The following is a 25,271-nucleotide window of genomic DNA, read 5'->3' as shown; positions in this document are numbered from 1 at the left end:
AATGGGGTGGGCGACGGCCGCGCTGCCGATGACTGTGGGCGGCGCCTTCGGCGACACGGTGCTCAACGGCTCCGTGCTGCTGGCAATCCCCGTGGCCATGCTGGCGGGGCTTGTCTCCTTCCTGTCCCCGTGCGTGCTGCCGCTGGTGCCCGGCTACCTGGGCTACGTCACCGGCCTGACCGGCGTGGACCTTGAACGCCAGCGCCGCGGCCGGATGTTCGCCGGCATTGGCTTGTTCGTGTTGGGCTTTTCCATCGTCTTCGTGATCATCGGGGCGATCTTCGGCCAGCTCGGAGCCTGGCTGAAGGGAAGCGAAGCCGGCTGGGTCACCCAGGTGCTGGGCGTCGTCGTCGTCGCCATGGGCATCATCTTCATGGGCGGGTTGTCCTACTTCCAGCGGGACCGCAAGATCCAGTCGCGGCCGCCGGCCGGGCTGTGGGGGGCACCAGTCCTCGGCATGACGTTCGGGCTGGGCTGGGCGCCCTGCATCGGCCCCACCTTCTCGGCCGTGCAGGCGCTGGCCTACTCGGGCGGCGCCGACGCGGCCAAGGGCGCGTTCCTGGCCTTCGTGTACTGCTTGGGACTGGGGGTTCCGTTCCTGCTGATCGCGCTCGGCGTGCGGCGGGGGATGGGCGCCATGGCGTTCTTCCGCCGGCACCGGTTGTTCCTGCAGCGGGCCGGCGGCGCCATGCTGGTGGTTTTGGGCCTGCTGATGGCCAGCGGGTTGTGGGGAGACTGGGTGACGCAATTGCAGGACTGGTTTGCAAATGAAGTGAGGCTCCCGATCTGATGAGTCAGACACCCGAAGGCGCTGGACGCCACGACGAAGCCGGTGCCCCCGCAGCGGCCGGACCGGGCGCGGACGGCGCCGGCCGGACCGTGAAGGACCGCCAGCCCGCCAAAGACCGGAAACGCAACCGGGGCCGGGACGACGTTGCCGTCCCCGCGCTGGGTTTCGCCGGCATGCTGCGCTGGGCATGGACCCAGCTGACGAGCATGCGAACCGCGCTGTTCCTGCTGCTGCTGCTGGCCGTGGCCGCGGTGCCCGGCTCGCTGTTCCCGCAGCGTCCTGCCAACCCCGCCGTCGTGACCCAGTACATTGCGGACAACCCCGAGGTCGGGCCGTGGCTGGACCGCTTCCAGCTCTTCGACGTCTACTCCTCGGTGTGGTTCTCCGCCATCTACCTGTTGCTCTTCCTGTCGCTGATCGGCTGCGTCATCCCGCGCGCCATCCAGCACTACAAGGCCATGCGGTCGCAGCCGCCCAGGACTCCCCGCCGGTTGTCCCGGCTGCCCGAGTACGGGTCCATGGCGGTCCCCGCGGACGCCGGCGTTTCCGCCCGTTCTGCCGTCGAAGACGCCGCCCGCTTGCTGAAGCGCCGCGGCTACCGGGTGGATGTGCGCGACGCGGACACCGACCGGCCCTCCGTGGGGGCGGAGCGCGGCTTCGCCAAGGAAATCGGCAACCTGGTCTTCCACACCTCGCTGATCGGCGTGCTGGTGTCGGTCGCCATCGGCGGGCAGTTCGGCTACACCGGCCAGCGGATCCTGGTCGAGGGCGAAACGTTCGTGAATTCGCTCATCGGCTACGACAACTTCAACCCGGGAACCGGGTTCACCGAGGACCGGCTGGAGCCGTTCTCCATGCGCCTCGACGAGTTCGATGTGGTCTTCGACCGGGAATCACAGACCCACTACGGCCAGCCGCTCGACTTCACCGCCACCCTGACCGTGCGCGGCGAGCCGGGGGCGCCCGAGGAACAGCAGGTGCTGAAAATCAACCACCCGCTGACCCTCGGCGGAACGAACGTGTACCTCATGGGCAACGGCTACGCGCCGGTCGTGACCGTCCGGGACGGCGAGGGCAACATCGCCCATCAGGGCCCCGTCATCGCCATCCCGAACGACGGCGCCTACACCTCCACGCTGGTGATCAAGGCGCCGGACGCGCAGCCGGAACAGCTGGGCTTCGTGGGGTTCTTCCTGCCGACCGCGATGGAGGGCGAAGACGGGGTGGCCTACGGCAGCGACCCCGATCCCATGAACCCGCGGCTGTACCTGAACTCCTACTACGGGGACCTGGGCCTGGACAACGGCGACCCCAAGAACGTCTACGTCCTGGACACCACCGAGCTGACCGTCCTCAACGACCGCAACCAGGAGGACGGGGGCATCGAACTCGCCGCCTACGAAACGGCGGAACTGCCCAACGGGATGGGCAGCGTCACGTTCGACGGCCTCGTCCGCTATGCAGCACTGGACATCCACCATGATCCCGGCAAGGTCGGCGCCCTCGTGTTCTCCTCGCTGGCCCTGGCCGGCCTGGGCGCCTCCCTGTTCATCGGCCGCCGCCGCGTCTGGGTGCGGGCCGGCACCCACGAGGACGGCCGCACGATGGTCGAATGGGGCCTGCTGGCCCGCGGCGAGGACCACAGGCTGGCCCCGGAAGCGGCCGCCATCAGCAAACTCCTCCGCACCCAGTGGCTGACGGATGCCGCACCCGGGGCGCACAATAGCAAGAGCGCCGCCGGCGTTGACAACCACTAAGGACATCTCTTCCCATGCCCACGATTGACCAGACCATGGCCCAGTACAGCGAGCTGTTCATCCTGCTCGGTGCGATGGCCTTCACCGTCGCCTTCATCGCCTTTTGCTGGGACCTGGTGACATCCAGCAAGACCATCAAGGCGGTGGAAGACCGGCTGGCTGCCGGGCACGACGCGGCCGAGCAGGGCGTGCTCGTCGGTGCCGCCGGTGCGGCGTCGACAGCTGCGGGCGGGAGGGCAGCCGGCGCGGGCGCCGGCGCCGGCGTCGAGATGGCCGCCGACTCGATGAACTACGGCAAGGAACGGCGTGCCGCCGCCCGGATCGGCGTGGCCCTGAGCGTGCTGGCTACCGTCATCTTGGCCGCCGGCGTGGTGGCCCGAGGCCTGGCCGCCCACCGCGTGCCGTGGGGCAACATGTACGAGTTCTGCACCACGGGTGCGCTGATGGTGGCAGTGGTCTACCTGATTGCGCTGACCCGCAAGGACCTTCGCTTCCTCGGCTCGTTCGTGATCGGCCTTGTGGTCATCATGCTGATCGCCGCGTCCATCGGTTTCCCGACGCCGGTGGCCCACCTCATACCCGCCCTGCAGAGCTACTGGCTGATCATCCACGTCTCGGTCGCCGTGCTCGCCTCGGCGCTGTTCACGCTGACGTTCGCCATGTCCGTGCTGCAGCTCGTGCAAGCGAAACGCGAGGCCCGCGGCCGCGCCGGCAAGGCGGACAAGCTGGCCTTCATGCGGCTGGCTCCCTCGGCACTGACACTGGAGAACGCCGCCTACCGGCTCAACGCCGTGGGCTTCGTGTTCTGGACCTTCACGCTGGTGCTCGGCGCGATCTGGGCCGAACAGGCCTGGGGCCGCTACTGGGGGTGGGACACCAAGGAAGTGTGGACCTTCGTCATCTGGGTGGTGTACGCCGGGTACCTGCACGCCCGCGCCACCCGCGGCTGGACCGGTACCCGCGCCGCCTGGCTGTCCATCGTCGGTTACCTGTGCGTGGTCTTCAACTTCACGATCGTGAACGTCTTCTTCGCCGGCCTGCACAGCTACGCCGGGGTCTAGGACAGGCCGGCCGGATCGGCCGAAGGCCCGCGCCTCCGACTCAACAGAAGGCCCGCCGCCCCATCGGGGCGGCGGGCCTTCTTCGGGTCCGGGGACTGGCGGGAGCCGGACGCCGGCGTCAGGTCGGCGTCCGCCTAGCGGGGACCGTTCTCCGGGTCGTCTTCGCTCAACTGGCGGTCGTCATGGGCCGCGGGCTTGTCCCCGCCGCCGTGCTGGGGGTCCTCGCGCTTCTTGAGCTCCTGCTCCTTGCGGTTCAGTTCCTCTTCACGCTGCTTGGCGCGGCGCTGCGCGTCGAGCGTGCGCAGGAAGGCGATGTCATCGTCCGGGGCCACGGGGCGGGGAGCCTGCTGGGCCTGCCGGCCGCCCGACCTGGGCCGGCCCCACACGAACCACATCAGGGCTCCGATCAGGGGCACCAGGATGATCGTGAGGATCCATCCCGGTTTTGAGATACTGCGCACCTCATGGGGCCGCGACCGGATGCACTCGATGAGGGCATAGATCACCACCGCGAGGGCCAGTACCGCGAGCAGGACATAGAGACGGACCATGAAATCAATTGTAGGTGAGCGTTAAGCCGGGGGCTGAGGAATTGTGGGACCGTCCGGTCGATCTCGCGCGCAGCGTAAACTTGAGGCGTGGCTTTTTGGAAATTCAGCGCCCTGCGTCTCGGCATCATGGCCGTCATCTTTGTCATCTGCCTCTTTTTGAGGCTGGGTGTTGTCTACTCGGCCCTCGCCGCAGCGATCATGGGCTGGTGCATCACCTACCTGTTCTTCCGCAAGATGAGGGACGAAGCGGGGGCGGCACTGGCGCGCCGGTTCTCCGCCGGCGCCAAGGCACCGAGGACCTCCACGGAAATTGCGGACGCGCTGGCCGAGGACGCCGCCGTCGATCAGCACGGCGAACTGAACGTGGATTCCTACCGCAGGACCCGGGACACCGGGCAGAAGCCGGACGGCACCCGGCCCGGGGACCGGGGCTGACTTAGCTTCAGTCCGGACGGCACCCGGCCCGGGGACCGGGGTCTCCGCGGCTTCCGGCGAGCCGCCACAGCGTGGCTACCGGCCGGTTACGACAGCCGGCTCAGCACCACGCCCAGCGCGAAGGCGGTGGCGAACCCGAGGTTGATCAGCCCGGTCTGCTTGAGTACCGGGATGAGGCTCTCGCGCTTCTTGCCCTTGAGCATCAGCCAGCTCGGCGTCAGGCACGCCGGCACCAGCAGCAGCACCAGCAGGATCCACGGGAAGTCGTAGACCATGATGAGCGGCAGCAGGAGCGCCACCGCGAGCATCATGACGTAGCTGACGCGCGCCGCCTCGTCGCCCATCCGGACGGCCAGCGTCAGTTTCCCCACCTCGCGGTCCGTCGGGATGTCGCGGACGTTGTTGGCCATCAGCAGTGCCGTGGCGATCAGGCCGGTCCCGACCGCGCCGAGGAAGGACGGCCAGCTGACCTGCAGGGCCTGCGTGTAGGTGGTCCCCATGGTGGCCACAATGCCGAAGAACAGGAACACGTACACTTCGCCCAGCCCCCGGTAGCCGTAGGGGTTGTTGCCGCCGGTGTATCCCCAGGCGGCGATCACGCAGCCCACGCCCACCAGCAGCAGCGGCCAGGTCTGCGACAGGATGATCAGCGCGAGCCCCGCCACCATGGCCAGCCCAAAGCTGGCGAACGCGGCGGCCTTCACCGCTTTCGGCTTGGCCAGCCCGGACCCGGTCAACCGCAGCGGGCCCACCCGCACGTCATCGGTGCCGCGGACGCCGTCCGAATAGTCGTTCGCGTAGTTCACGCCCACCTGGAACAGGACCGCGATGAGCGCCGCGAGGAGGGCATGCAGCGGCCGGAAGGAACCCAGGTCGTAGGCGGCCGCGCTGCCGATGATCACCGGAGCGACCGCCATCGGGAGGGTGCGGGGCCGTGCCCCTTCGAACCATTGCCCGGCTGTAGCCACTGTGGAGAGTCCTTACCTGTGGGGGTTCATGCATCGTTGGCTGCGGGCAGCCGCAGCACCGGTCTATTCTCGCCCATGGAAGCGGATGGCCCGTGCAGCCGTCGCCGCAGGAGTGGCCGATGTCACGGTGACGGCGGGTTCCCGCCACGGGAGCCGCGGTCGCGGCCGGCGGCCTCCTCCGCCGCACGGCGCAGGAGATCGGCCACGGCCAGCCGGTCCGGCTTGCCGTTGGGCAGCAGCGGCAGCGCTTCGAGGCGGACCAGGTGGCGCGGGACGGCGGGGGCGCCCAGCGCCCGGCGGACGCGCGCCTCGATGTCCGCCTCCGCGGCGGAGCCCACGACGGCGGCGCACACCTTGGTGCCCCACTCGGGATCGTCGATGCCCGCCACCAGCGCGGCCTGGACGCCCGGCAGGCCCTCGATCACCTCCGCGACGGCCGCCGCGGACACCTTGACGCCGCCGGTGATCAGCACGTCGTCCGCGCGCCCGATGACGGTCAAAGCACCGGCGTCGTCCAGCTCGCCAAGGTCCTCGGTGCGGAACCAGCGCGTGCCGCCGGACGCGCTGAAATGCGCGGCGGTCAGCTGCGGGTTGTCCAGGTAGCCGCCGGCAACCACGTCGCCGCCGATCAGCACCCGGCCTCGCTCCAGCCGCAGGGTGACCCCTTGGAGCGGGACGCCGTCGTACACGCAGCCGCCGCAGGTCTCGCTCATGCCGTACGTGCGCACGATCTTCAGCGAATGTTTGGCCGCCTCCGCCCGCAGCGCCGCCGGCATCCGGGCGCCGCCGAGCAGGATGGCATCGAACCGGCGCAGCGCCTTGAGCGTTTCGGGCTCCGCCGCGGCGAGCAGCCGGTGCAGCTGGGTGGGCACCAGCGACGTGATCCGGAACCGGTCGGTCAGGGCGGCTGCCGCGTCGGTGAACGCGCGGGCGGTGAATCCGCCGGACAGGTCCATCGCCCGGGGCCGAGTGCCGGCGTAGAGGGAGCGGACCAGAACCTGCAGTCCGGCCACATAGTTCGGCGCGAGCGTCAGCAGCCACTGCCCCTCGCCGCCCAGCCGCAGGGCCGTGCCCATCGACGACGCGGCCAGCGCATCGATCCCGAGCATGGTGGCCTTGGGCGTGCCGGTGGACCCCGAGGTCCGGACGACGGCGGCGGTCCCGGGGACCAGCCCGGGCGAGGCCACCGGCACCGGGGTGCCGTCCGGGGCGAGTTCGACGGCGGGGCCCTCGCCGCCCAGCGCCGCGGTCAGCGCTGCCAGTGCCGGCTGGATGTCCATGCCGCCGCCCTAGAAGTAGTAGGGGAACGACGACCAGTCGGGGTCGCGCTTGGCCAGGAAAGCTTCCTTGCCCTCGACGGCCTCGTCCGTCATGTACGCCAGGCGGGTGGCTTCACCGGCGAAGACCTGCTGGCCGGCCAGGCCGTCATCGGCCAGGTTGAACGCGAACTTCAGCATCCGGATGGCCTGCGGGGACTGCCGGGCAATGTCCGCCGCGTATTCCAGCGCCACCTCCTCGAGCCGCTCGTGGTCCACCGCCTCGTTGACGGCACCCATCCGGACCATGTCCTCGGCCGAGTACTCCCGCGCCAGGAAAAAGATCTCGCGCGCGGCCTTCTGGCCGATCTGCCGCGCCAGCAGCGCCGAGCCGTAGCCGGCGTCGAAGCTGCCGACCGTGGCATCGGTCTGCTTGAACTTGCCGTGCTGCCGGGAGGCGATGGTCAGGTCGGAGACCACGTGCAGGGAATGCCCGCCGCCCGCGGCCCAGCCGTTGACGACGGCGATGACCACCTTGGGCATGGTCCGCATCAACCGCTGGACTTCCAGGATGTGCAGCCGGCCGGCGCGCGCCGGGTCGATGAATTCAGCCGACTCGCCGGCCGCGTTCTCCACCGGGTACCGGTAACCGTCGCGGCCGCGGATGCGCTGGTCGCCGCCGGAGCAGAACGAGTGGCCGCCGTCCTTGGGCGAGGGGCCGTTGCCGGTGAGCAGCACGGTGGCCACGTCCGGCGTCATCCTGGCGTGGTCCATGGCGCGGTACAACTCGTCCACGGTGCCGGGGCGGAAGGCGTTGCGCACTTCCGGCCGGTTGAAGGCGATGCGCACCGCCGGCAGGTCGCGCACCACGTTGCCGCTCGCGTCGCGCTCCACCTGGCGGTGGTAGGTCATGTCCTGGAAGTCGAAGCCTTCCACCACGCGCCACCGCGTCGGGTCGAAGAGGTCGGACACCTTCTCCGGCAGGGCAGGCTGCGCCGGGATTCCGGCGCGGCCGGCGGTAGTGTTGGCGGTACTGGCTGGGGCGGGGCTCTCGGAAGTCACCCTTCGAGTTTATCGTTGCCGTTCCGCGGCTGGGCCGGGAGCTGCCCCTCCACTAGGCTGTTCGAAACCTGACTCCTTCCGAAAGGGCGACCGTGGGCCATCACCTTGAAATAGTCCGGCACGTCAACGCACCGGTCGACGCCGTGTGGCGCGTGATCACCGACATCCCCGGCTCCGCCCGGACGCTGAGCTCCGTGACGCGGGTCGAGATCCTGACGCCCGGCGACTACGCCGAGGGCTTCCGGTGGCGCGAAACCCGCAAGATGATGGGCAAGGAAGCCACCGAGGAGATGTGGGTGGCGGACGTCGACGCGCCGGCATCGACGACGGTCAAGGCGGCATCGAACGGCGCCGACTACACCACGAGGTTCACGCTCACGCCGGCGGACGGCGGCACCCGGCTGGCCATGTTCTTCGGGGCCGAGCTGGAGAATCCCGGAACGCTCTCGAGGCTGATGATGGCGCTCTTCGGAACGCTGGGACTGCGCGTGGCGCGCAAGCAAATGGCCAAAGACCTGGAAGAGATCGCCGCCAAGGCCGAGGGCCGGGACGAAACCGCCGCCGGTTAAGCCGGCCGGGTTCCGTCGGGGCGCTGCCTCGGACCTTCTGCGTCACGGCAGTTGACCCCTCCCCAGCCGCGTGGGATTCTTTATAGAACGGTCGGTCGGTAATTTTAGTCGCCTGCGGCAGCCGAAGCGACCGCTCATCGTCACCGTTGAACGATCAAGCGCGAGGGATTATTTCTATGGCTGAGGCATTCCTGATTGGCGGGGCGCGGACCCCGGTTGGCCGCTACGGAGGGGCGCTCTCGGCGGTCCGTCCCGACGACCTGGCGGCGCTGGTCGTCAAGGAAGCCGTGATCCGGGCAGGCATCGATCCGGATGCCGTCGAGGAGGTCATCCTCGGCAACGCCAACGGGGCGGGCGAGGAAAACCGCAACGTGGCCCGCATGGCCTGGCTGCTGGCGGGCTACGGCGACCACGTTCCCGGCATCACCGTTAACCGGCTGTGCGCCTCCGGCCTGAGCGCCATCATCCAGGCCTCGCACATGATCAAGGCCGGCGCCGCTGACATCGTCATCGCGGGCGGCGTCGAATCGATGAGCCGCGCACCCTGGGTCCAGGAGAAGCCGGGCAAGGCCTTCGCCAAGCCGGGTGAGATCTTCGATACCTCCATCGGCTGGCGCTTCGTCAACAAACGCTTCGCCAGCGGCGACCTCAGCCGCGACGGCAAGATGACCTATTCCATGCCGGAAACCGCCGAGGAAGTCGCCGACATCTACGGCATTTCCCGCGAGGACGCCGACGCCTTCGCCGTGCAGTCCCACCAGCGGGCCATCGCCGCCATCGAGGGCGGCCGGCTCAAGGAAGAAATCGTCCCGGTGACGGTCAAGGGGCGCAAGGGCGACACCGTCGTCGACACCGACGAGGGACCCCGCCCCGGCACCACCCTCGAGGTCCTGGCCGGCCTGAAGCCCATCAACCGCGCGGACGGTGTGGTGACCGCCGGCAACTCGAGTTCGCTCAACGACGGCGCCTCGGCCATCGTGGTCGCCTCCGAGGCCGCCGTCAAGAAGTTCGGCCTGACCCCGCGCGCCCGCATCGTCGACGGCGCCTCGGCCGGCGTCGCACCGGAGATCATGGGCATCGGGCCGGTGCCGGCCACCCGCAAGGTGCTGGACCGCGCCGGCTGGAGCATCGACGACCTCGGCGCCGTGGAGCTCAACGAGGCCTTCGCCACCCAGTCGCTCGCCGTGCTGCGCGACCTGAAGCTGGACCAGGGCATTGTGAACAACGACGGCGGCGCCATCGCCTTGGGACACCCGCTCGGTTCCAGCGGGTCGCGCCTGGTCGTAACCCTGCTGGGCCGGATGGAGCGCGAAGGCGCACAGCGCGGCCTGGCCACCATGTGCGTGGGCGTCGGCCAGGGCACCTCCATGATCGTTGAGCGGGTCTGATGCTCTTCGACGACTACTCCTTCAGCACGCTGCGGCTGGACGAGCGGGAGGACCGCGTCCATTTGGCGCTGAACCGGCCGGAAGTCCGCAACGCCATCGACCAGGCCATGGTGGACGAACTGCATGCCGTCTGCGCCGTCCTGGAACGGGAGCCCAGGATCCTGATCCTGTCCGGCACCGAAGTCAACGGCAAGGGGATATTCGCCTCCGGTGCGGACATCTCCCAGCTGCGCGAACGCCGTCGGGATGACGCGTTGGCCGGCATCAATTCCACGGTATTCCACCGCATTGCGCAGCTGCCGATGCCGGTCATCGCGGCCCTCGACGGCTTCGCGCTGGGCGGGGGAGCGGAGCTGGCCTACGCCGCCGACTTCCGCATCGCCACGCCTTCGGTGAAGATCGGGCAGCCCGAGGTCGGGCTGGGCATCATGGCCGCCGCGGGGGCCACCTGGCGCCTGAAGGAACTGGTGGGCGAGCCGCTGGCCAAGGAGATCCTGTTGGCCGGCCGCATCCTGGGCGCCGAGGAAGCGCTGGCGGCCCGCCTCGTCACCGAGATCCATGAGCCGGCCGCGCTCCTCGACGCCGCGCATGCGCTGGCGGACCGGATCGGCAAGCAGGATCCGCTGGCGGTGCGCATCACCAAGTCGGTGTTCCATACCCCGCGCGAGGCGCACCCGATGATCGACACCATCGCCCAGGGCATCCTGTTCGAGTCGCAGGCCAAGTTCGACCGGATGCAGGCATTCCTAGACAAGAGCGCGGCCAAGAGCGCGGCCCGCAGTGCGGTCACGACGGCTGCCGCCGCCCCGGACGGGGACGCCGTCCGAAGCCCCGGCGCCGCAGAGCAGCAAGGATCGAAGTGAGCGAGATGAATTCTGTGCAGACCATTCCCAACAACGTCGGTGTCCTCGGCGGCGGGCGCATGGGCGCCGGCATCGCCCACGCGTTCCTGACGGCGGGAGCCGACGTCGTCGTGGTGGAGCGTGACGAGGCCGCCGCCGAGGCCGCCCGCGAGCGCGTGACCGGGGCCCTGGCCAAGAGCGTGGAGCGCGGCACGGCCACCGAACCCTTGGACACGCTCAAGTCCCGGCTGTCGGTCTCCGTCGACTACGGTTCGTTCGCGACGTGCGGGCTGGTGGTGGAAGCGGTGCCGGAAGACTTCGAGCTGAAGGCCACCGCGCTGAAGGCGGTCGAGGCCCAACTGTCCCCGACGGCCTGGCTGGCGACGAACACGTCCTCGCTGTCCATCGCCAAGCTGGCCGACCAGTTGCAGCGCCCGGGGAACTTCTGCGGCCTGCACTTTTTCAACCCGGTCCCGGCCTCCCAGCTGGTCGAGGTGGTGCTGGCCCCGAAGACCTCGGAAGAGCTCGCCGCCGCGTCCAGGAGCTGGGTCGAGGCACTGCGGAAGACCGCCGTCGTCGTCAACGACGCGCCGGGGTTCGCGTCCTCGCGGCTGGGGGTGGCCATCGCCCTGGAAGCCATGCGCATGGTGGAAGAGGGCGTGGCATCTGCGGCGGACATCGACGCCGCCATGGTGCTGGGCTACAAGCACCCGGTCGGCCCGCTCAAGACCACCGACATCGTGGGGCTGGATGTGCGCCTCGGCATTGCCGAATACCTCCACTCCACGCTCGGGGACCGTTTTGCCCCGCCGCAGATCCTCCGCGACAAGGTGGCCCGCGGCGAACTCGGCCGCAAGTCCGGCAAGGGTTTCTTCGACTGGGAGGACTAGCCGCCCGGCGGTAGGCTGCTGGAATGTCGTCCGAACAGCCCGGTTCTGTTGCCTGGGAAGGCGCGGTCAACGCCCGCAGGGTGGCGGGGGACATCTTCCGGATGGGCCGCGCCGAATGGCTGACCGCCGCGGGCTGGCAGCAGGCGTACGACGACGGTGTGCGCACCATCGTGGACCTGCGGAACCCGGGCGAGCGCTCGCGCCGGCCGACCGATCCGGTGGTGCCGGCCGGGGCGCTGGACAACTTCACGGTGCTCAACCGGCCGACCGAAGAGCCCGGGCACGCGAAGTTCGCCAACAGCGCCCCGTACATGAACCACCCGCGTTTCTACCTGGACAACGTGCGGGTCTTCCCGCACCTGATCGCCGAGGTGTTCCGCACCCTGGCGCACGCGGAGGGCGCCGTCGTCGTCCATTGCTCCGCCGGGCGGGACCGCACGGGCATGGTCTCCATGATGCTGCTGCAGCTCGCGGGTGTCCCGGCCGAGCGGATCGCCGACGCACACGAGCTGGGCATACGCGGCATCAACGACTGGCACCGCGTCAGTCCCTACCCGCATCCGGTGGAGCGGTACGTTGGCGGCGACGAGCTGGAGGCCCGGGTGGCGGAGATGCGCGGGTCTTTGCTGCAGGTCTTGGCCCAGCTGCAGGTGGAGCCGTTCCTGCTGCGCCATGGCCTGACGCCCGCCGACGTCGAGGCGCTCCGCCGCCGGCTCGCCTGAATCCTCCGGCGGCCCGCGCCATGCGGCCACCGAAAAAGGGGGCTGTGCCGGCTGCGGCTGTCATGTAGGCTGGATACGTTACCGACCGACCGTTCAGTATTTTATGTCCCGCCCCATCCTGCGCCAGCGCCGGGGCCGGGCGAAGAAAGGGCTGTCAACGATGACCTCTACCGCCGTTGATGTCGAAATTGTTCCCAGCTACATCCAGGATGCCTGGTGGACCCCCGAGGGCGATGTGTCCGGCACCGAGGTCCGCGATGCCAGCACCGGCGCCGTGCTCGCCCGGGTCAGTACCGACGGACTCGACCTCGCCGCTGCCGTCGAACATGGCCGCACCGTCGGCCAGGCCTCGCTGGGCCGGCTGACCTTCCACCAGCGCGCGCTCAAGCTCAAGGAGCTGGCCCAGTACCTGAACGCGCGGCGCGAGGGGCTGTACGAGGTCTCGCACCGCACCGGTGCCACCAAGATCGACAACATGATCGATATCGACGGCGGCATCGGCGTGCTGTTCACCTTCGGTTCCAAGGGGCGGCGCGAACTGCCGAACTCCCAGGTGGTCGTCGACGGGCCCGCCGAGGTGCTCTCCAAGGACGGCTCCTTCATGGGCCAGCACATCTACACCCGGATCCCGGGCGTGGCCGTGCAGATCAACGCCTTCAACTTCCCGGTGTGGGGCATGCTGGAGAAGTTTGCTCCGGCCTTCATCGCCGGCGTGCCGACCATCGTCAAGCCCGCCACCCCCACCGGCTACGTCGCCGCGGCCGCCGTCAAGCTGATCATCGAATCCAACATCCTTCCGGCCGGTTCGCTGCAGCTGGTCTCCGGTTCCGCCCGTGACCTGCTGGACCACCTGGACTACCGCGACGCCGTCGCCTTCACCGGATCTGCCTCAACGGCCAACGTGCTGAAGTCCCACCGGAACGTGGCCGAGGGCGGCATCCGGTTTACCGCCGAGGCGGATTCGCTCAACGCCGCGATCCTCGGGCCCGACGCGGTGCCGGGCACCCCGGAGTTCGACGCGTACATCAAGTCGCTGGTCACCGAAATGACGGCCAAGGCGGGCCAGAAGTGCACCTCGATCCGCCGCGCCATCGTCCCCAAGGACCGCATGCAGGACGTAGCCGACGCCGTGCGCGCCCGGATCGAACAGCGCGTCGTCGTCGGCGATCCGAGGGCCGAAGGCGTCACCATGGGTGCGCTGGCCTCGGTGGAGCAGCTCGACGACGTCCGCGCAGCCGTCCAGGCCATGATCGACGGCGGCGGAGAGCTCGCCTACGGCACGCTCGATTCGCCGCAGGTCACCCGCGCCGACGGGACCGTAGGCGACTCCGAGGGCGCCTTCATGTCGCCGGTGCTGCTGACCTGGGCCGATGCCGAGGCCGACGCCGTGCATTCCCTGGAAGCCTTCGGCCCGGTGTCCTCCGTCATCGGCTACGAGGACCTGGACGACGCCGTGCGGCTGGCCGCCAAGGGCTCCGGTTCGCTGGTGGCCACCGTCGCCACCAACGACCCCGAGGCCGCCCGCGTGCTGGTGACCGGGATCGCCGCCCACCACGGCCGCGTGCTGGTGCTCAACCGCGAAGACGCCAAGACGTCCACCGGCCACGGTTCCCCCGTGCCGCACCTGGTCCACGGCGGGCCGGGCCGCGCCGGCGGCGGCGAGGAATTGGGCGGGATCCGCTCCGTGCTGCACCACATGCAGCGCACCGCCATCCAGGGTTCGCCGAACATGCTCACCGCCGTGACCGGCGTGTGGCATACCGGTGCCGACCAGTATTTCGACGACGTGCACCCGTTCCGCAAGAACCTGGCCAAACTGCGGATCGGCGACGCCATCCGCTCGGAGCTCCGCCAGGTCACGCTGGAGGACATCACCGCGTTCGCCAACGAAACCGGCGACACATTCTACGCGCACACCAACCAGGAGGCCGCCGCCGCCAACCCGTTCTTCCCCGGCATCGTGGCGCACGGTTACCTGCTGCTCGCCTGGGGCGCCGGGCTGTTCGTGGAGCCCGCACCGGGACCGGTGCTGGCGAACTACGGCCTGGAGAACCTGCGCTTCATCACACCGGTGGCTGCCGGCGACTCGATCCGGGTGACCCTCACCGCCAAGCGCATCACCCCGCGCGAGACGGACGAATACGGCGAGGTCGCCTGGGATGCGGTGCTGACCAACCAGAACGACGAGATCGTCGCGACCTACGACGTGCTCACACTGGTGGAGAAGTAGCCGGAGCTCCTCCTCCTGCCGCGTCCCCGGCGGCCCGGGCCCCGGGGACGGGCAGGAACACCACCGTGTGCCAACGCCAGAAGGCGAACAGCACCAGCAGCACGGTGGCGCCATACAGCAGCTGCGGCGTCGGCTGGCTGGGAAATACCAGCGACGTGGCCAGCTGCACCACGGCAAAAGCCAGCCACAGCCACCAAGCCTCGTAGATCCGGTGCGCCAAACCCAGATACACCACCGTCATCACCGCGGCATAGAACGCCTGGAGCAGGAGGACGGTCAGCAGGCCGCCCTCCAAGGGAAAGCCCGCCTGAATGTCGCTGGCCGCGAAAACAACCGTGGCGGCGACGAGGACCAGCACGGCCACCGCCCAGGTTCGTCCCGTTGCCCGGTGCACCCACACCGCCGGGCCGGCCGCACCCGGCGCAAGGAGCGGGGCGGCGGCACGCCAGCGCCACGCGCCGTAGCAGGGCAGCAGCAGCGCCACGCCTATCGAGGCATCGATGAAGAACCCGCCGCCGCCGTCGAAAGCCGGCGTGAGCAGCAGCAGGAAGACCAGGGCCTCCTGCATCAGCAGCACGGGCCAGGCCCAGCGGGAGTGGAGCCCGAACAGGAAGACCGTCAGCAGGCCCACCGAGGCCTGCAGGTAGCCCACGGAAACCAGCGCGCCGGCGGGACCGTCCAGGACCTTCAAGGCCATGAGCCAGTCCATGCCGCCGCCCTCCCCTTAGCTCGTTACACGGCCCGTCCCGCTGTGCCGGGACCGGGAGCGGCCGGACGGCCGGGCCGCGTCGGCGCCAGCCGGTGTTTGCTCCGCACCGGCCGCCGCAAGGCCGCCTGCCAGCCCAGGTAACCGAAGATTTGGAGGCCTGCCGCTATCGCACCGTACAGGGAGACCCAGACCGGAGCGTCGCGGATGGCGGAGAGGAACATGGTGGACAGCGAGAGCGCGACGCCCAGCCACCACGACTGCAGGATGCCGTGGGCGAAGCCCAGGTACATGACGGCCGGGAGTGCGGCCAGCAGGGCGTTGAAGAGGTGCAGGGGTCCGATCTCGGCAACCGGGGTGACGCCGGCGAACCCGTTGAGCAGGAACAGCAGCAGCAACAGCCCCGCGCCGATGCCCCACTCACGCCCGTGGGCGGAGCGGAGCGGGACGTGGACGCCTTCCCGCCGGTACTGGGTCCATTTCCACAGGCCGTAGAGGGCCGCGGCCAGCACAAAAACGGTGCTGGTGTTCAGCCGGCCGTAGGGGATCCCGGTGGCCAGCAGCACGGCGGTTGCGGCCACCGGCAGCAACCAGGCCCACGGCACGCGGTAGGCGAACAGGACAATGGCGGCGATCGTGAGCGCCATGCTGAGCGCCGAGACCCACCCGAACTCCCCATCCATATCGATCACGTCCCCATAACATCGAATGGTGAGGTCAGCCTAGCAGGGGAGGACGGCGAATTCAGCAGGTACGTCGGCTCCGTCCGGCGGCCGTGGATCCGCGTTAGTGCGGCCGGCCCTGCCGCCGGGAATCAGGCGTTGGTGCGGCCTGCGGTGGGGCCGGAGTCAGGCGTTGGTGCGGGCCGGAAATCAGGCGGTGGTGCCGGCCGGGAGTCAGGCGATGACGCGGGCCGCGGCAGGCAGGTGGAGGCCGTCGAACATCATGGCGATCAGGTCGTCGGCGAGCTTCTGCGGGGACAGCGATCCGCCCGGTTTGTACCACTCGACGATAGAGTTGATCGTGCCGAACAGCAGCCTGGTTGTGGTCCTCGGGTCGATGTCCCCGCGCAGGGAGCCCTCGGCCCGGGCGGCGTCCACCAGGTCCGCCACCTTGTGGTCGAACGCGCGCCGGCGGTCCAGCGCGTCGCGTTCGATCTCGGTGTTGCCGCGCAGGCGCAGCAGCAGGGTGACGTAGGGCAGTTTTTCGCACAGGACCTGGACGGTGCCGCGGAGCACGAACTCCAGGCGCGCATCCGCCCGGCCGGCGGAAGCCGACGGGTTTTCGAGCACGGCTTCCAGGCTGCCCAGCGCCTCATCAAGGGCCAGGCGCAGCAGGTCGCCCTTGGACGGAACGTGGTGGTAGATGGCGCTCTTGGAGATGCCCAGGTTCTCGGCGAGGATGCCCATGGAGGTTGCCTCGTAACCGTGCTTGTTGAACACGGCGACGGCGACGTTCAGCACCGACTGCTGGTCGTAGCCGGGGCGGCCGCGGCGGGCGGTCTCCTGGGTCCTTGTTTTCGCCATTGTGCTATTCTCCCACGACCGTTAGGTCAGTTATGCGGCGGGCGGCGCCTGCACAGGCCTGCTGCCGCCCGCCGTTCCCCACATCCGTCAGGCGTTGTCGCGCAGGTCGTAGACCCGGCGCAGCTTGCCGCTGGACCGGGCGAGGGTGCCGGGGTCGGCGACCACGATCTTGCAGCTGGAACCGACGTGGATCTTGATCTGGCGCTGCAGCTCCCGGGCCGCTTCGGTGGCCTTGGCGGCGGTGCAGTCTTCGCGGCGTTCGATCTTGACGGTCAGCTCGTCCATCCGGTGCGGCCGGCTGATCTCCAGCTGGAAGTGCGGGCTCAGGCCGGGGATGCGCAGGGCGATCTCCTCGATCTGGGTGGGGAAGAGGTTCACCCCGCGCAGGATGATCATGTCGTCCGAGCGCCCGGTGATCCGGCCGATGCGGCGCATGTTCGGCCTCCCGGTGCCGGGCAGCAGCCGGGTGAGGTCGTGCGTGCGGTAGCGGATCACCGGCATGGCTTCCTTGGTCAGCGACGTGAACACCAGCTCGCCGGACTCGTTGTCACCCAGCACGCGGTCGGTGAGCGGATCGATCACTTCCGGCCGGAAGTGGTCCTCCCAGATGGTGGAGCCGTCCTTGTAGTCCACGCATTCGCCGGCGACACCGGGGCCCATGACCTCGGAGAGGCCGTAGATGTCGCACGCGTCGATGTCCAGCTTGCCCTCCAGCTCGTGGCGCATCTCATCGGTCCACGGCTCGGCGCCGAGCACCGCGACCTTCAGCGACGTCTTGGCGGGATCGACGCCGGCGTGCTCCATCGCGTCCACGATGGTGAGCAGGTAGGTGGGGGTGCAGAGAATGGCGTCCGGTTCGAAGTCCTGGATCAGCTGGATCTGCTTTTCGGTCTGGCCGCCGGACATCGGGATGACGGTGCAGCCCAGCTTCTCCGCGCCGTAATGTGCCCCGAGGCCGCCGGTGAACAGGCCGTAGCCGTAGGCATTGTGGACCTTCCAGCCCTTCTTGACGCCGGAGGCGCGGATGGAGCGCGCGAACAGCGTCTCCCAGTTCTGAATGTCCCGGCGGGTGTAGCCCACCACGGTGGCGCGGCCGGTGGTGCCCGAGGAGGCGTGGATCCGGGCCACTTCCTGCTGCGGCACGGCAAACATGCCGAACGGGTACGACCGGCGCAGGTCTTCCTTGTCCGTGTAGGGGAACTTGGCCAGGTCGGACAGTTCCTTGAGGTCCTCCGGGCGCACGCCGGCGTCGTCGAACTTCTGCTTGTACATGGGCACGCGCTCATAGGCGTAGGCGACCGTGTGCTGCAGGCGCTTCAGCTGGAGGGCTTCCAGCTCGTCCCGGCTCATCAGCTCCTCCGGGTCGAGGGTGTCCTCGGCGGCGGGAGTGGTCTTGCGGGCTTTCGTACCGGTGGTGGTCGTCATGGGAACGGTCCTTTAATGCGGGTCGGGCAGTGCTGTCGGTGAAGGCTGGGGGCGTCGCTGTCGGAGCTGCGGCGCAGTCAGGGCTTTCGCTGGTTGCGGGCGGGGTTGGGGACGGTGCGGGAACGGCCGCGGAATTCGAGCAGGACGTCGGCACCGCCGTCCGGATTCTCCTGGGTGACGGTGATGTCGTACAGGCCGCTCCGCCCGGTCTGGTTGACCAGCCGGGCGGTCGCGGTCAGCAGCCGGCCGGCGAATCCCGGGTTGAGGAAATTGACGTCGACGCCGGAGGCCACCGTGAGGGTGCTGCCGTCGCCGTCGGGGTCGTTGCAGGCCAGCGCGAAGGCCACGTCGGCGAACGCGAACACCATGCCGCCCTGCGCCATGCCGAAGCCGTTGAGCATCTCTTCGCGCAGCCGCATCTCGATCACGACGTCGCCAAACTCCGCCTTCACGACTTCCACACCCATCCAGCGTGCGGCCCGGTCGTTGACGAAGGCCGGGTGCACGGGCCGTTCGCCCAGCTGCAGCTCGTTGCTTTCCGCCGGATTGTTCCGGGAAGTGTCGACGCCGATGTCCGTCATGGAAGCCCCTCGCTGTTCATTACCGAATGTTCATTAGGTAATCCTGATTTGTGATTCAAGTCAAGGCGGACGGGGAACGCCGGGCGGGTCAGGCCGGCTCGGTGGCGCCGATCGCGTCGAGGGCGAAGGCGTAATCCCAGGCCCGGTCCTTCCAGGCCTCGTACCGTCCGGACGCGCCGCCGTGGCCGGCGTCCATCTCGGTCTTGAGCACGATCGGTTCGGTGCCCGTTGTGGCCTCCCGGAGGGCCGCCACCCACTTGGCCGGCTCCACGTACAGCACCCGGGTGTCGTTGAAGCTGGTGACCGCAGCGATCTTCGGATACGCGGCCGGCCGGACATTCTCGTAGGGGGTGTACGACTTCATGTACGCGTAGACCTCCGGGTCCGTGATCGGGTTGCCCCACTCCTCCCACTCCAGCGCCGACAGCGGCAGGTCCGGGTCCAGGATCGAGGTCAGCGCGTCAACGAAGGGCACCTGCGCCACGATCGCCGCATACTTCTCCGGCGCCAGGTTGGCGACGGCGCCCATCAGCAGGCCGCCGGCGGAGCCGCCCATGGCCGCGATGCGTCGCGGATCCGCCCAGCCGGAGGCCGCCAGCCAGTCCGTGGCGGCGACGAAATCCGTGAAGGTGTTCTTCTTGCGCAGTTTCTTGCCGTCGTCGTACCAGTGCCGGCCCATCTCGCCGCCGCCGCGGACATGCGCCACCACGTAGACCACGCCGCGGTCCAGCAGCGACAGCCGCGCGGTGCTGAACGCCGGGTCCATGCTGACCTCGTAGCTGCCGTAGGCGTAGACCAGCGCCGGGTTGCTGCCGTCCCGCCGCACCGAGGCCTTGCGGACCACCGACAGCGGAATCCTCGTGCCGTCCGGCGCGGTCGCCCACTCCCGCCCGGCCACGTAGTCCGCCGGGTCGTAGCCGCCGAGCACCGGCGTTTCCTTGCGCAGGTGCAGCGTACCGGCGGCCAGCTCGTAGTCGTAGATCCGCGGCGGCGTCAGGAACGAGGTGTAGGCCAGCCGGATCACCGGTGCCTCGTAGTCGGAACCGCCGACGCCGGCGGTGAACAATTCCTCGTCGAACGCCGGCTCCGCCGGGGCTGCCTGCGCGGCCGTCCCCAAGCCGGCCAGGGGCAGCACCTGCACGCGCTCGATCGTGTCCTGGCGGATGGACAGGACCATATGGGTGGCGGTGACCCCGGCCCCATTGACCCGCACGGCGTCGTCGTGCTCCACCACCGTGTCCCAGTGCTGCTCGGACAAGGGCTTGGAGAACTCCGCGAGGTCGGCCAGCGAGACCATCGAGTTCACCGCGTCCTTGTTGTGGGTCAGCAGCACCTTGTGGGCACCGTCCAGCAGGAACGGCTCGGCGTCGTACAGCACCCGCTCGCTGCGCGGGATGAGCGTCCGCAGCCCGGCTTCCGGGGCGGCGAAGTCCAGCAGGCGCGTCTCGGAGTATTCGGAGCAGCCGATCCCGATCACCAGGTGCCGGCGGTCGGAGGAGAGCTCGAACCCCATCCACATGGCCGGGTCGTCTTCCTGGTAAATCACAACGTCGGAGGCCGCCGGTGTGCCGATGGTGTGCGCCTTGATCTGGAACGGGCGCCAGGACTCATCCACCACGGTGTAGAACACGCGGCTGCCGTCGGGGTCGAACGCCAGCGAGTAGAAGACGTTCTCGACGACGTCGTCCAACAGGTCGCCGGTGTCCAGGTTCTTGATCCTCAGGGTGAAGCGCTCGTCGCCGGCGAAGTCGGCGGCGTAGGCGTAGAGGCTTCCGTCTCGGGTCACGGCAGAGCCGCCCAGCGAAAAGAACGGCTTGCCCTCGGCTTCGGCATTGCCGTCCAGCAGCACCTGCTCGCCGGGCACCGGCCGGCCGGCGTCGACCTGCGGGGGAGTCCAGTCGGCTGACCGGTCGCCGGTGTCCGCGGCCCGGACCCGGCACTGGATGCCGTACTGCTTGCCCTCTTCCATCCGGCCGTAGTACCACCAGCCGTCCTTGCGGACCGGAACCGACAGGTCCGTTTCCTGGGTGCGGTTCTTGATCTCAGCGAAAATGGCCTCGCGCAACGGCTGCTGGTGCCCGGTGACCGCCGCCGTGTAGGCGTTCTCCGCCTCCAGGTGCGCGACCACCTCCGGGCTCTCCTTGTCCCGCAGCCACTCATAGTTGTCCACGAAGACGTCGCCGTGGTGGGAGCGCTCGACGGGAACCTTGCGGGGCGACGGCGGTTCCGGCAGTGCCGCGGGGGAGGGGGCAGGGACGGTTTCGGCGGGGCTGTGCGTCATGCCACCAATATATAGAGCCCGCCCGCCCCGCCGGACGGGTTCGGCTGAGGGTGGAAGCCGCCGGAACGCCCCCGTGAAACCGGGCTGCTCCCGCCCGGCCCCGCGTTTCCCGCCGCCCCGGGTGGCGGGGTCGCCGGCGGCCCGCTCCGCCCGCCCGCCCGCGGGCGCCGGAAGTTGATCCCGGTTGATCCCTGACGGCCGCCCTTGGCCTTGACGGTTACGGAAAATGCGCTATATCCTGAACGAACGGTCGGTAATTATTTCGCGGCCGGATTTCGTACAGTGAGGTGACCATCGTGGCAACGCAGACACAGGCCGGCGACTCCCAGTTGCACGCCGTGCCGTCCCCCGAGGACGAGGCCGGGAAGGCCTACTTTGACAAGATCATTGCCGAGGATTCCCGGATCGAGCCGGCCGACTGGATGCCGGAGAAGTACCGCAAGACACTGGTCCGGCAGATGTCCCAGCACGCGCACTCCGAGATCATCGGCATGCAGCCGGAGGCGAACTGGATTACCCGCGCGCCCAGCCTGAAGCGCAAGGCCATCCTGATGGCCAAGGTGCAGGACGAGGCCGGCCACGGCTTGTACCTCTACTCCGCCACCGAGACCCTGGGCACGCCCCGGCACGTCCTCAACCAGCAACTGCTCGAGGGCAAGGCCAAGTACTCCTCGATCTTCAACTACCCGGCCAACAGCTGGGCGGACATGGGCGCCATCGGCTGGCTCGTCGACGGCGCCGCGATCGCCAACCAGGTGCCGCTGTGCCGGGCCTCCTACGGCCCCTACGGCCGGGCGATGGTGCGGATCTGCAAGGAAGAGTCCTTCCACCAGCGGCAGGGCTTCGAGATCCTGCTGGAACTGGCCAACGGCACCCCGGAGCAGAAGCAGATGGCCCAGGACGCGGTCAACCGCTTCTACGCCCCGGCACTGATGATGTTCGGCCCCACGGACACCGACTCCCCGAACTCGCAGCAGTCGATGGCCTGGAACATCAAGCGGTTCACCAACGACGAGCTGCGCTCGCGGTTCGTGGGAATGATCCAGGAACAGGTCAAGGTCCTGGGCCTGACCCTGCCCGATGACAAGATCCGCTACAACGAGGAAACCGGCATGTGGGAGCACGGCGAACTCAACTGGGACGAATTCTACGAAGTCCTCGCCGGTCGCGGCCCCTGCAACGCGCAGCGGATGGAGCGCCGCCGCGAGGCACACGAGAACGGCGCCTGGGTGCGCGAAGCAGCAGCCGCCTACGCGGACAAGAAGGCACAGAAAGCACAGGTGGCCTGAATGGCAACTGGAGACCAGACCGCAATGGCCCGACCCGTGGAGACGGCGACGGCGGAAGCCGCGTCGTCCGACAAGCAGCCCTGGCCGCTGTGGGAAGTATTCGTCCGCTCCTCGCGCGGGCTGTCCCACGTGCACGCCGGTTCGCTGCACGCCCCGGACGCCGAGATGGCCGTGCGCAACGCGCGGGATCTTTACACCAGGCGCAACGAAGGCATCTCGCTCTGGGTGGTGCCGGCGTCGGCCATCGTGGCCAGCGATCCTGACGCGAAGGGCGAATTCTTCGAATCGCCCAAGGGCAAGGATTACCGCCATGCCACGTACTACACCAAGAGCGAAGGGGTGAAGCACCTGTGAGCGGCGAAAGCGCCACCCGGATCACGCCCGGCAACGCCCTGCGCCCGGAGGACATCGCCGCGCAGGTGACCGAAGGCACCAAGGCCAGCCACGACGTCGGCGAGTACGCGTTGCGCCTCGGCGACGACGCCCTGATCCTGGCCCAGCGGCTGGGCTGGTGGATCTCCCGCGCGCCCGAGCTGGAAGAGGACGTCGCGCTCGCCAACATCGCGCTGGACCAGATCGGCCACGCCCGGTCGTTCCTGACCTACGCCGGCTCCGCCTGGGGCAAGTCCGAAGACGACCTGGCCTACTGGCGCGGGGAGAGCGAGTTCCGCTCCAGCTATCTCGTCGAACAGCCCAACGGCGACTTCGGCAGGACCATCGCCCGCCAGCTGGTCATCGCCACCTACCAGCACGAGCTGTACTCGCGGCTGGTCGACTCGCAGGACGAGACCCTGGCGGCCATCGCGGCCAAGGCGCTGAAGGAAGTGGACTACCACCGCGACCACGCCGTCCAGTGGACGCTGCGCCTGGGCGACGGCACGGAAGAGTCGCACCGGCGCATCGCCGCCGGCTTCCTCTCCATCTGGCCGTACGTGGAGCAGTTGTTCCTGGACGATGAGCTGATCGACCGGCTGCCCGGCATCGCGGTGCGGCCCTCCGAACTGCGCGAAGGCTTCGACGCCTTCATCGCGGAAGTCTTCGCGGAGGCGACCCTGGAGGTCCCGGACGTCCAGCCCGCCATGACGGACAAGACCCGCGTCAAACACAGTGAACACCTGGGCTACCTGCTGGCTGAGATGCAGGTACTCGCCCGCGAACACCCCGGCGCCACCTGGTAACCAGGCCGGCCATCGGAGTAAACGGAGCTATTCATGTCCACCAATACGGCCCAACGGCCGGCAGGAACCGAAGCGGCGCGCGTCTGGGACGTCGCGGCCACCGTCTGCGACCCGGAGATCCCCGTGCTGAGCATCGAGGACTTGGGCATCCTGCGGTCCGTGTCGGTGCTGGATGAAACGGACGACGGCGGGGGGCCGGCCGTCGAGGTGACCATCACCCCGACCTACTCCGGCTGCCCGGCCATGGACGCCATCCGCGACGACATTGTCGCCGCGCTGGCATCCGAGGGTTACGCCGACGTCCGGGTGAAGCAGGTGCTGGCCCCGGCCTGGACCACGGACTGGATGACCGCCGAGGGCAAGGCCAAGCTGAACGAGTACGGCATCGCCCCGCCGTCGGGCATGGCGCCGGTCCGCACCGGACCGGTCAGGCTGGGCCTGAGCGTCAAGTGCCCGCGCTGCGATTCCCTCAACACCCGCGAGCTGTCCCGTTACGGCTCCACGTCGTGCAAGGCGCTGTACCAGTGCAACGACTGCCATGAACCCTTCGACTACTTCAAGGTGCTCTAGATGACTACTTCCACCCCGGAGGCCACGGCCGTCAAGCGCCGCGCCACCTTCCACCCGCTGTCCGTCGCCGAGGTCCGCAAGCTCACGGACGAAGCCGTCGAGGTCACGTTCGAGGTGCCGGAGGAACTGCACGGCCAGTACGACTACGTGCCCGGCCAGTACGTGGCGCTGCGCACCACGCTCGAAGGCCAGGAAATCCGGCGCAGCTACTCCATCTGTGCCGAGCCGAAGCCGGGCGAAATCCGGGTGGCGATCAAACGCGACATCGGCGGACTGTTCTCGAACTGGGCCAACGACCACCTCAAGGCCGGGGACGTCCTGGACGTCATGAGCCCCACCGGCGCCTTCATCTCCAAGCACCAGATGACGGAGATCAACCACCCCGAACAGATCAATGCCGACGCCGGGGCCACCTTCGTGGCGTTCGCCGCCGGCTCCGGCATCACGCCGGTGATCTCGATCGCGCGGACCGTGCTGGCCGCCAGCGACAGCGTCCGGTTCGACCTGATCTACGCGAACAAGGCCGCCATGGACGTGATGTTCGTGGAGGAACTGGCCGACCTGAAGGACAAGTACCCCACCCGCTTCGCGCTGCACCACGTGCTCTCCCGCGAGCAGCGCATTTCGCCGCTGCTCTCCGGCCGGATCGACGCCGAGAAACTGACCAGTCTGTTCGACAACGTGCTGCGCACCGACGACGTGGACGAGTGGTTCCTCTGCGGCCCCTTCGAACTGGTGCAGCTGTGCCGCGACACCCTCGCCGAGCGCGGCGTGCCCGCCGATAAGATCCGCTTCGAGCTGTTCAGCACCGGCGAGCCGACCAAGCCGCAGGGAAACATCGGCCGGCCGGTGCAGCTCGACCCCAGCGCGGACAACTACGAGATCAACTTCAGGCTGGACGGGCTCTCCGGCAAGGTCGCCTCGCCCAAGCATGCCCGCGAGTCGGTGCTCAACGCCGCGCTGCGCGTCCGCCCGGACGTTCCCTTCGCCTGCGCCGGCGGGGTGTGCGGCACCTGCCGCGCCAAGGTGGTCTCCGGCACGTTCACCATGGAGGAGAACTACGCGCTCGAACCGGACGAGATCGAGCGCGGCTACGTGCTGACCTGCCAGACCCACCCGACCAGCGACGAAATCAGCGTCGACTACGACGCGTAGCCACGCGGCGAGGGGGGGCCACACCCGTCCCTCGCGCAG

At 68.9% G+C, this 25,271-nt stretch carries 25 protein-coding genes; 15 read left to right on the top strand and 10 right to left on the bottom strand.

Features of this window, described 5'->3' with window-relative positions; genetic code table 11:
- Position 1 precedes the first annotated feature (1 nt).
- The 3 genes from AC5RVZ_RS05895 to ccsB are packed head-to-tail and all read left to right on the top strand — an operon-like array spanning position 2 to position 3,608.
- The gene (locus tag AC5RVZ_RS05895; RefSeq protein ID WP_494000626.1) at positions 2-790 is read left to right on the top strand and encodes a cytochrome c biogenesis CcdA family protein; all 789 of its coding nucleotides are present in this window, start codon (positions 2-4) and stop codon (positions 788-790) included.
- On the top strand, positions 790-2,547 hold the full coding sequence (gene resB / locus AC5RVZ_RS05890) for a cytochrome c biogenesis protein ResB (protein ID WP_494064861.1): 1,758 nt from the start codon (positions 790-792) through the stop codon (positions 2,545-2,547). The genes AC5RVZ_RS05895 and resB overlap by 1 nt, the downstream gene beginning before the upstream one ends.
- A 14-nt stretch (positions 2,548-2,561) precedes the next feature.
- Complete coding sequence (gene ccsB / locus AC5RVZ_RS05885; protein ID WP_494064860.1) at positions 2,562-3,608, top strand: c-type cytochrome biogenesis protein CcsB; 1,047 nt, start codon at positions 2,562-2,564, stop codon at positions 3,606-3,608.
- Positions 3,609-3,742: 134 nt separating this feature from the next.
- On the opposite strand, the gene AC5RVZ_RS05880 is transcribed toward ccsB, so the two are convergent.
- Positions 3,743-4,159 (bottom strand): PLD nuclease N-terminal domain-containing protein, encoded by a 417-nt coding sequence (locus AC5RVZ_RS05880; RefSeq protein WP_494064859.1) that lies wholly within the window; start codon positions 4,157-4,159, stop codon positions 3,743-3,745.
- An 87-nt stretch (positions 4,160-4,246) separates the two neighbouring features.
- On the opposite strand from AC5RVZ_RS05880, the gene AC5RVZ_RS05875 reads away from it, so the two are divergent.
- Entirely contained in the window at positions 4,247-4,594 is a 348-nt protein-coding gene (locus tag AC5RVZ_RS05875; protein WP_494064858.1) for a DUF4229 domain-containing protein, read from the top strand.
- An 86-nt stretch (positions 4,595-4,680) separates the two neighbouring features.
- On the opposite strand, the gene AC5RVZ_RS05870 is transcribed toward AC5RVZ_RS05875, so the two are convergent.
- The 3 genes from AC5RVZ_RS05870 to AC5RVZ_RS05860 form a co-directional block, all read right to left on the bottom strand.
- Positions 4,681-5,562: a 1,4-dihydroxy-2-naphthoate polyprenyltransferase gene (locus AC5RVZ_RS05870; RefSeq protein WP_494064857.1), complete on the bottom strand. Its 882-nt coding sequence runs from the start codon at positions 5,560-5,562 to the stop codon at positions 4,681-4,683.
- 122 nt (positions 5,563-5,684) lie between these two features.
- Complete coding sequence (locus AC5RVZ_RS05865; RefSeq protein WP_494064856.1) at positions 5,685-6,842, bottom strand: AMP-binding protein; 1,158 nt, start codon at positions 6,840-6,842, stop codon at positions 5,685-5,687.
- Between the two features lie 9 nt (positions 6,843-6,851).
- Complete coding sequence (locus AC5RVZ_RS05860) at positions 6,852-7,820, bottom strand: 1,4-dihydroxy-2-naphthoyl-CoA synthase (RefSeq protein ID WP_494065499.1); 969 nt, start codon at positions 7,818-7,820, stop codon at positions 6,852-6,854.
- A 152-nt stretch (positions 7,821-7,972) separates the two neighbouring features.
- Here AC5RVZ_RS05860 and AC5RVZ_RS05855 point away from each other — a divergent pair, with 152 nt between their 5' ends.
- From AC5RVZ_RS05855 to paaZ, 6 genes are all read left to right on the top strand, one after another.
- On the top strand, positions 7,973-8,449 hold the full coding sequence (locus AC5RVZ_RS05855) for an SRPBCC family protein (RefSeq protein WP_494064855.1): 477 nt from the start codon (positions 7,973-7,975) through the stop codon (positions 8,447-8,449).
- 176 nt (positions 8,450-8,625) lie between these two features.
- A complete protein-coding gene (locus tag AC5RVZ_RS05850; protein WP_494064854.1) occupies positions 8,626-9,837 on the top strand; it encodes a thiolase family protein in 1,212 nt (403 codons plus the stop codon).
- Positions 9,837-10,700, top strand: a complete 864-nt coding sequence (locus AC5RVZ_RS05845; RefSeq protein ID WP_494064853.1) for an enoyl-CoA hydratase/isomerase family protein — start codon at positions 9,837-9,839, stop codon at positions 10,698-10,700. Before AC5RVZ_RS05850 ends, AC5RVZ_RS05845 begins: the two co-directional genes overlap by 1 nt.
- Positions 10,701-10,705: 5 nt before the next feature.
- Positions 10,706-11,569 carry a 3-hydroxyacyl-CoA dehydrogenase family protein gene (locus tag AC5RVZ_RS05840; RefSeq protein WP_494065498.1) on the top strand — a complete coding sequence of 288 codons (864 nt, stop codon included), beginning with the start codon at positions 10,706-10,708 and terminating at the stop codon, positions 11,567-11,569.
- 23 nt (positions 11,570-11,592) lie between these two features.
- Positions 11,593-12,291, top strand: a complete 699-nt coding sequence (locus AC5RVZ_RS05835) for a tyrosine-protein phosphatase (RefSeq protein ID WP_494064852.1) — start codon at positions 11,593-11,595, stop codon at positions 12,289-12,291.
- A gap of 160 nt (positions 12,292-12,451) precedes the next feature.
- A complete protein-coding gene (paaZ, locus tag AC5RVZ_RS05830; protein WP_494064851.1) occupies positions 12,452-14,521 on the top strand; it encodes a phenylacetic acid degradation bifunctional protein PaaZ in 2,070 nt (689 codons plus the stop codon).
- On the opposite strand, the gene AC5RVZ_RS05825 is transcribed toward paaZ, so the two are convergent.
- The 6 genes from AC5RVZ_RS05825 to AC5RVZ_RS05800 form a co-directional block, all read right to left on the bottom strand.
- Positions 14,502-15,230, bottom strand: a complete 729-nt coding sequence (locus AC5RVZ_RS05825; protein ID WP_494064850.1) for a nicotinamide mononucleotide transporter — start codon at positions 15,228-15,230, stop codon at positions 14,502-14,504. The two genes, paaZ and AC5RVZ_RS05825, sit on opposite strands and share 20 nt — an antisense overlap.
- Before the next feature lie 23 nt (positions 15,231-15,253).
- Positions 15,254-15,910 carry a nicotinamide mononucleotide transporter gene (locus tag AC5RVZ_RS05820; RefSeq protein WP_494065497.1) on the bottom strand — a complete coding sequence of 219 codons (657 nt, stop codon included), beginning with the start codon at positions 15,908-15,910 and terminating at the stop codon, positions 15,254-15,256.
- A 213-nt stretch (positions 15,911-16,123) separates the two neighbouring features.
- A complete protein-coding gene (locus tag AC5RVZ_RS05815; RefSeq protein ID WP_494064849.1) occupies positions 16,124-16,753 on the bottom strand; it encodes a TetR/AcrR family transcriptional regulator in 630 nt (209 codons plus the stop codon).
- Positions 16,754-16,840: 87 nt separating this feature from the next.
- Entirely contained in the window at positions 16,841-18,178 is a 1,338-nt protein-coding gene (gene paaK / locus AC5RVZ_RS05810; protein WP_494064848.1) for a phenylacetate--CoA ligase PaaK, read from the bottom strand.
- A gap of 77 nt (positions 18,179-18,255) precedes the next feature.
- A complete protein-coding gene (locus tag AC5RVZ_RS05805) occupies positions 18,256-18,759 on the bottom strand; it encodes a hotdog fold thioesterase (protein ID WP_494064847.1) in 504 nt (167 codons plus the stop codon).
- An 88-nt stretch (positions 18,760-18,847) separates the two neighbouring features.
- Positions 18,848-21,040 (bottom strand): S9 family peptidase, encoded by a 2,193-nt coding sequence (locus AC5RVZ_RS05800; RefSeq protein ID WP_494064846.1) that lies wholly within the window; start codon positions 21,038-21,040, stop codon positions 18,848-18,850.
- A gap of 296 nt (positions 21,041-21,336) precedes the next feature.
- Between AC5RVZ_RS05800 and paaA the strand changes: the two genes are divergently transcribed.
- Genes paaA through paaE form a run of 5 tightly spaced genes read left to right on the top strand, consistent with a single transcriptional unit; the run spans position 21,337 to position 25,232 of the window.
- Entirely contained in the window at positions 21,337-22,329 is a 993-nt protein-coding gene (gene paaA / locus AC5RVZ_RS05795) for a 1,2-phenylacetyl-CoA epoxidase subunit PaaA (RefSeq protein WP_494064845.1), read from the top strand.
- A gap of 24 nt (positions 22,330-22,353) precedes the next feature.
- Positions 22,354-22,683 carry a 1,2-phenylacetyl-CoA epoxidase subunit PaaB gene (gene paaB / locus AC5RVZ_RS05790; RefSeq protein ID WP_494065496.1) on the top strand — a complete coding sequence of 110 codons (330 nt, stop codon included), beginning with the start codon at positions 22,354-22,356 and terminating at the stop codon, positions 22,681-22,683.
- A complete protein-coding gene (gene paaC / locus AC5RVZ_RS05785) occupies positions 22,680-23,507 on the top strand; it encodes a 1,2-phenylacetyl-CoA epoxidase subunit PaaC (protein WP_494064844.1) in 828 nt (275 codons plus the stop codon). Before paaB ends, paaC begins: the two co-directional genes overlap by 4 nt.
- 33 nt (positions 23,508-23,540) lie before the next feature.
- Positions 23,541-24,077, top strand: a complete 537-nt coding sequence (gene paaD, locus AC5RVZ_RS05780) for a 1,2-phenylacetyl-CoA epoxidase subunit PaaD (RefSeq protein WP_494064843.1) — start codon at positions 23,541-23,543, stop codon at positions 24,075-24,077.
- Positions 24,078-25,232, top strand: a complete 1,155-nt coding sequence (paaE, locus tag AC5RVZ_RS05775; protein WP_494064842.1) for a 1,2-phenylacetyl-CoA epoxidase subunit PaaE — start codon at positions 24,078-24,080, stop codon at positions 25,230-25,232.
- Positions 25,233-25,271 lie beyond the last annotated feature (39 nt).

It is taken from the genome of Arthrobacter sp. Cza30 (assembly GCF_059090765.1).
This window is presented reverse-complemented; position numbering and strand designations above follow the sequence as displayed.

Coding starts and splice junctions, on each gene's coding strand:
- AC5RVZ_RS05895 (WP_494000626.1), top strand. CDS start 2: ATGGGGTGGGCGACGGCCGCGCTGCCGATGACTGTGGGCGGCGCCTTC.
- resB (WP_494064861.1), top strand. CDS start 790: ATGAGTCAGACACCCGAAGGCGCTGGACGCCACGACGAAGCCGGTGCC.
- ccsB (WP_494064860.1), top strand. CDS start 2,562: ATGCCCACGATTGACCAGACCATGGCCCAGTACAGCGAGCTGTTCATC.
- AC5RVZ_RS05880 (WP_494064859.1), bottom strand. CDS start 4,159: ATGGTCCGTCTCTATGTCCTGCTCGCGGTACTGGCCCTCGCGGTGGTG.
- AC5RVZ_RS05865 (WP_494064856.1), bottom strand. CDS start 6,842: ATGGACATCCAGCCGGCACTGGCAGCGCTGACCGCGGCGCTGGGCGGC.
- AC5RVZ_RS05850 (WP_494064854.1), top strand. CDS start 8,626: ATGGCTGAGGCATTCCTGATTGGCGGGGCGCGGACCCCGGTTGGCCGC.
- AC5RVZ_RS05845 (WP_494064853.1), top strand. CDS start 9,837: ATGCTCTTCGACGACTACTCCTTCAGCACGCTGCGGCTGGACGAGCGG.
- AC5RVZ_RS05840 (WP_494065498.1), top strand. CDS start 10,706: ATGAATTCTGTGCAGACCATTCCCAACAACGTCGGTGTCCTCGGCGGC.
- AC5RVZ_RS05835 (WP_494064852.1), top strand. CDS start 11,593: ATGTCGTCCGAACAGCCCGGTTCTGTTGCCTGGGAAGGCGCGGTCAAC.
- paaZ (WP_494064851.1), top strand. CDS start 12,452: ATGACCTCTACCGCCGTTGATGTCGAAATTGTTCCCAGCTACATCCAG.
- AC5RVZ_RS05825 (WP_494064850.1), bottom strand. CDS start 15,230: ATGGACTGGCTCATGGCCTTGAAGGTCCTGGACGGTCCCGCCGGCGCG.
- AC5RVZ_RS05820 (WP_494065497.1), bottom strand. CDS start 15,910: ATGGATGGGGAGTTCGGGTGGGTCTCGGCGCTCAGCATGGCGCTCACG.
- AC5RVZ_RS05815 (WP_494064849.1), bottom strand. CDS start 16,753: ATGGCGAAAACAAGGACCCAGGAGACCGCCCGCCGCGGCCGCCCCGGC.
- paaK (WP_494064848.1), bottom strand. CDS start 18,178: ATGACGACCACCACCGGTACGAAAGCCCGCAAGACCACTCCCGCCGCC.
- AC5RVZ_RS05805 (WP_494064847.1), bottom strand. CDS start 18,759: ATGACGGACATCGGCGTCGACACTTCCCGGAACAATCCGGCGGAAAGC.
- AC5RVZ_RS05800 (WP_494064846.1), bottom strand. CDS start 21,040: ATGACGCACAGCCCCGCCGAAACCGTCCCTGCCCCCTCCCCCGCGGCA.
- paaB (WP_494065496.1), top strand. CDS start 22,354: ATGGCCCGACCCGTGGAGACGGCGACGGCGGAAGCCGCGTCGTCCGAC.
- paaD (WP_494064843.1), top strand. CDS start 23,541: ATGTCCACCAATACGGCCCAACGGCCGGCAGGAACCGAAGCGGCGCGC.
- paaE (WP_494064842.1), top strand. CDS start 24,078: ATGACTACTTCCACCCCGGAGGCCACGGCCGTCAAGCGCCGCGCCACC.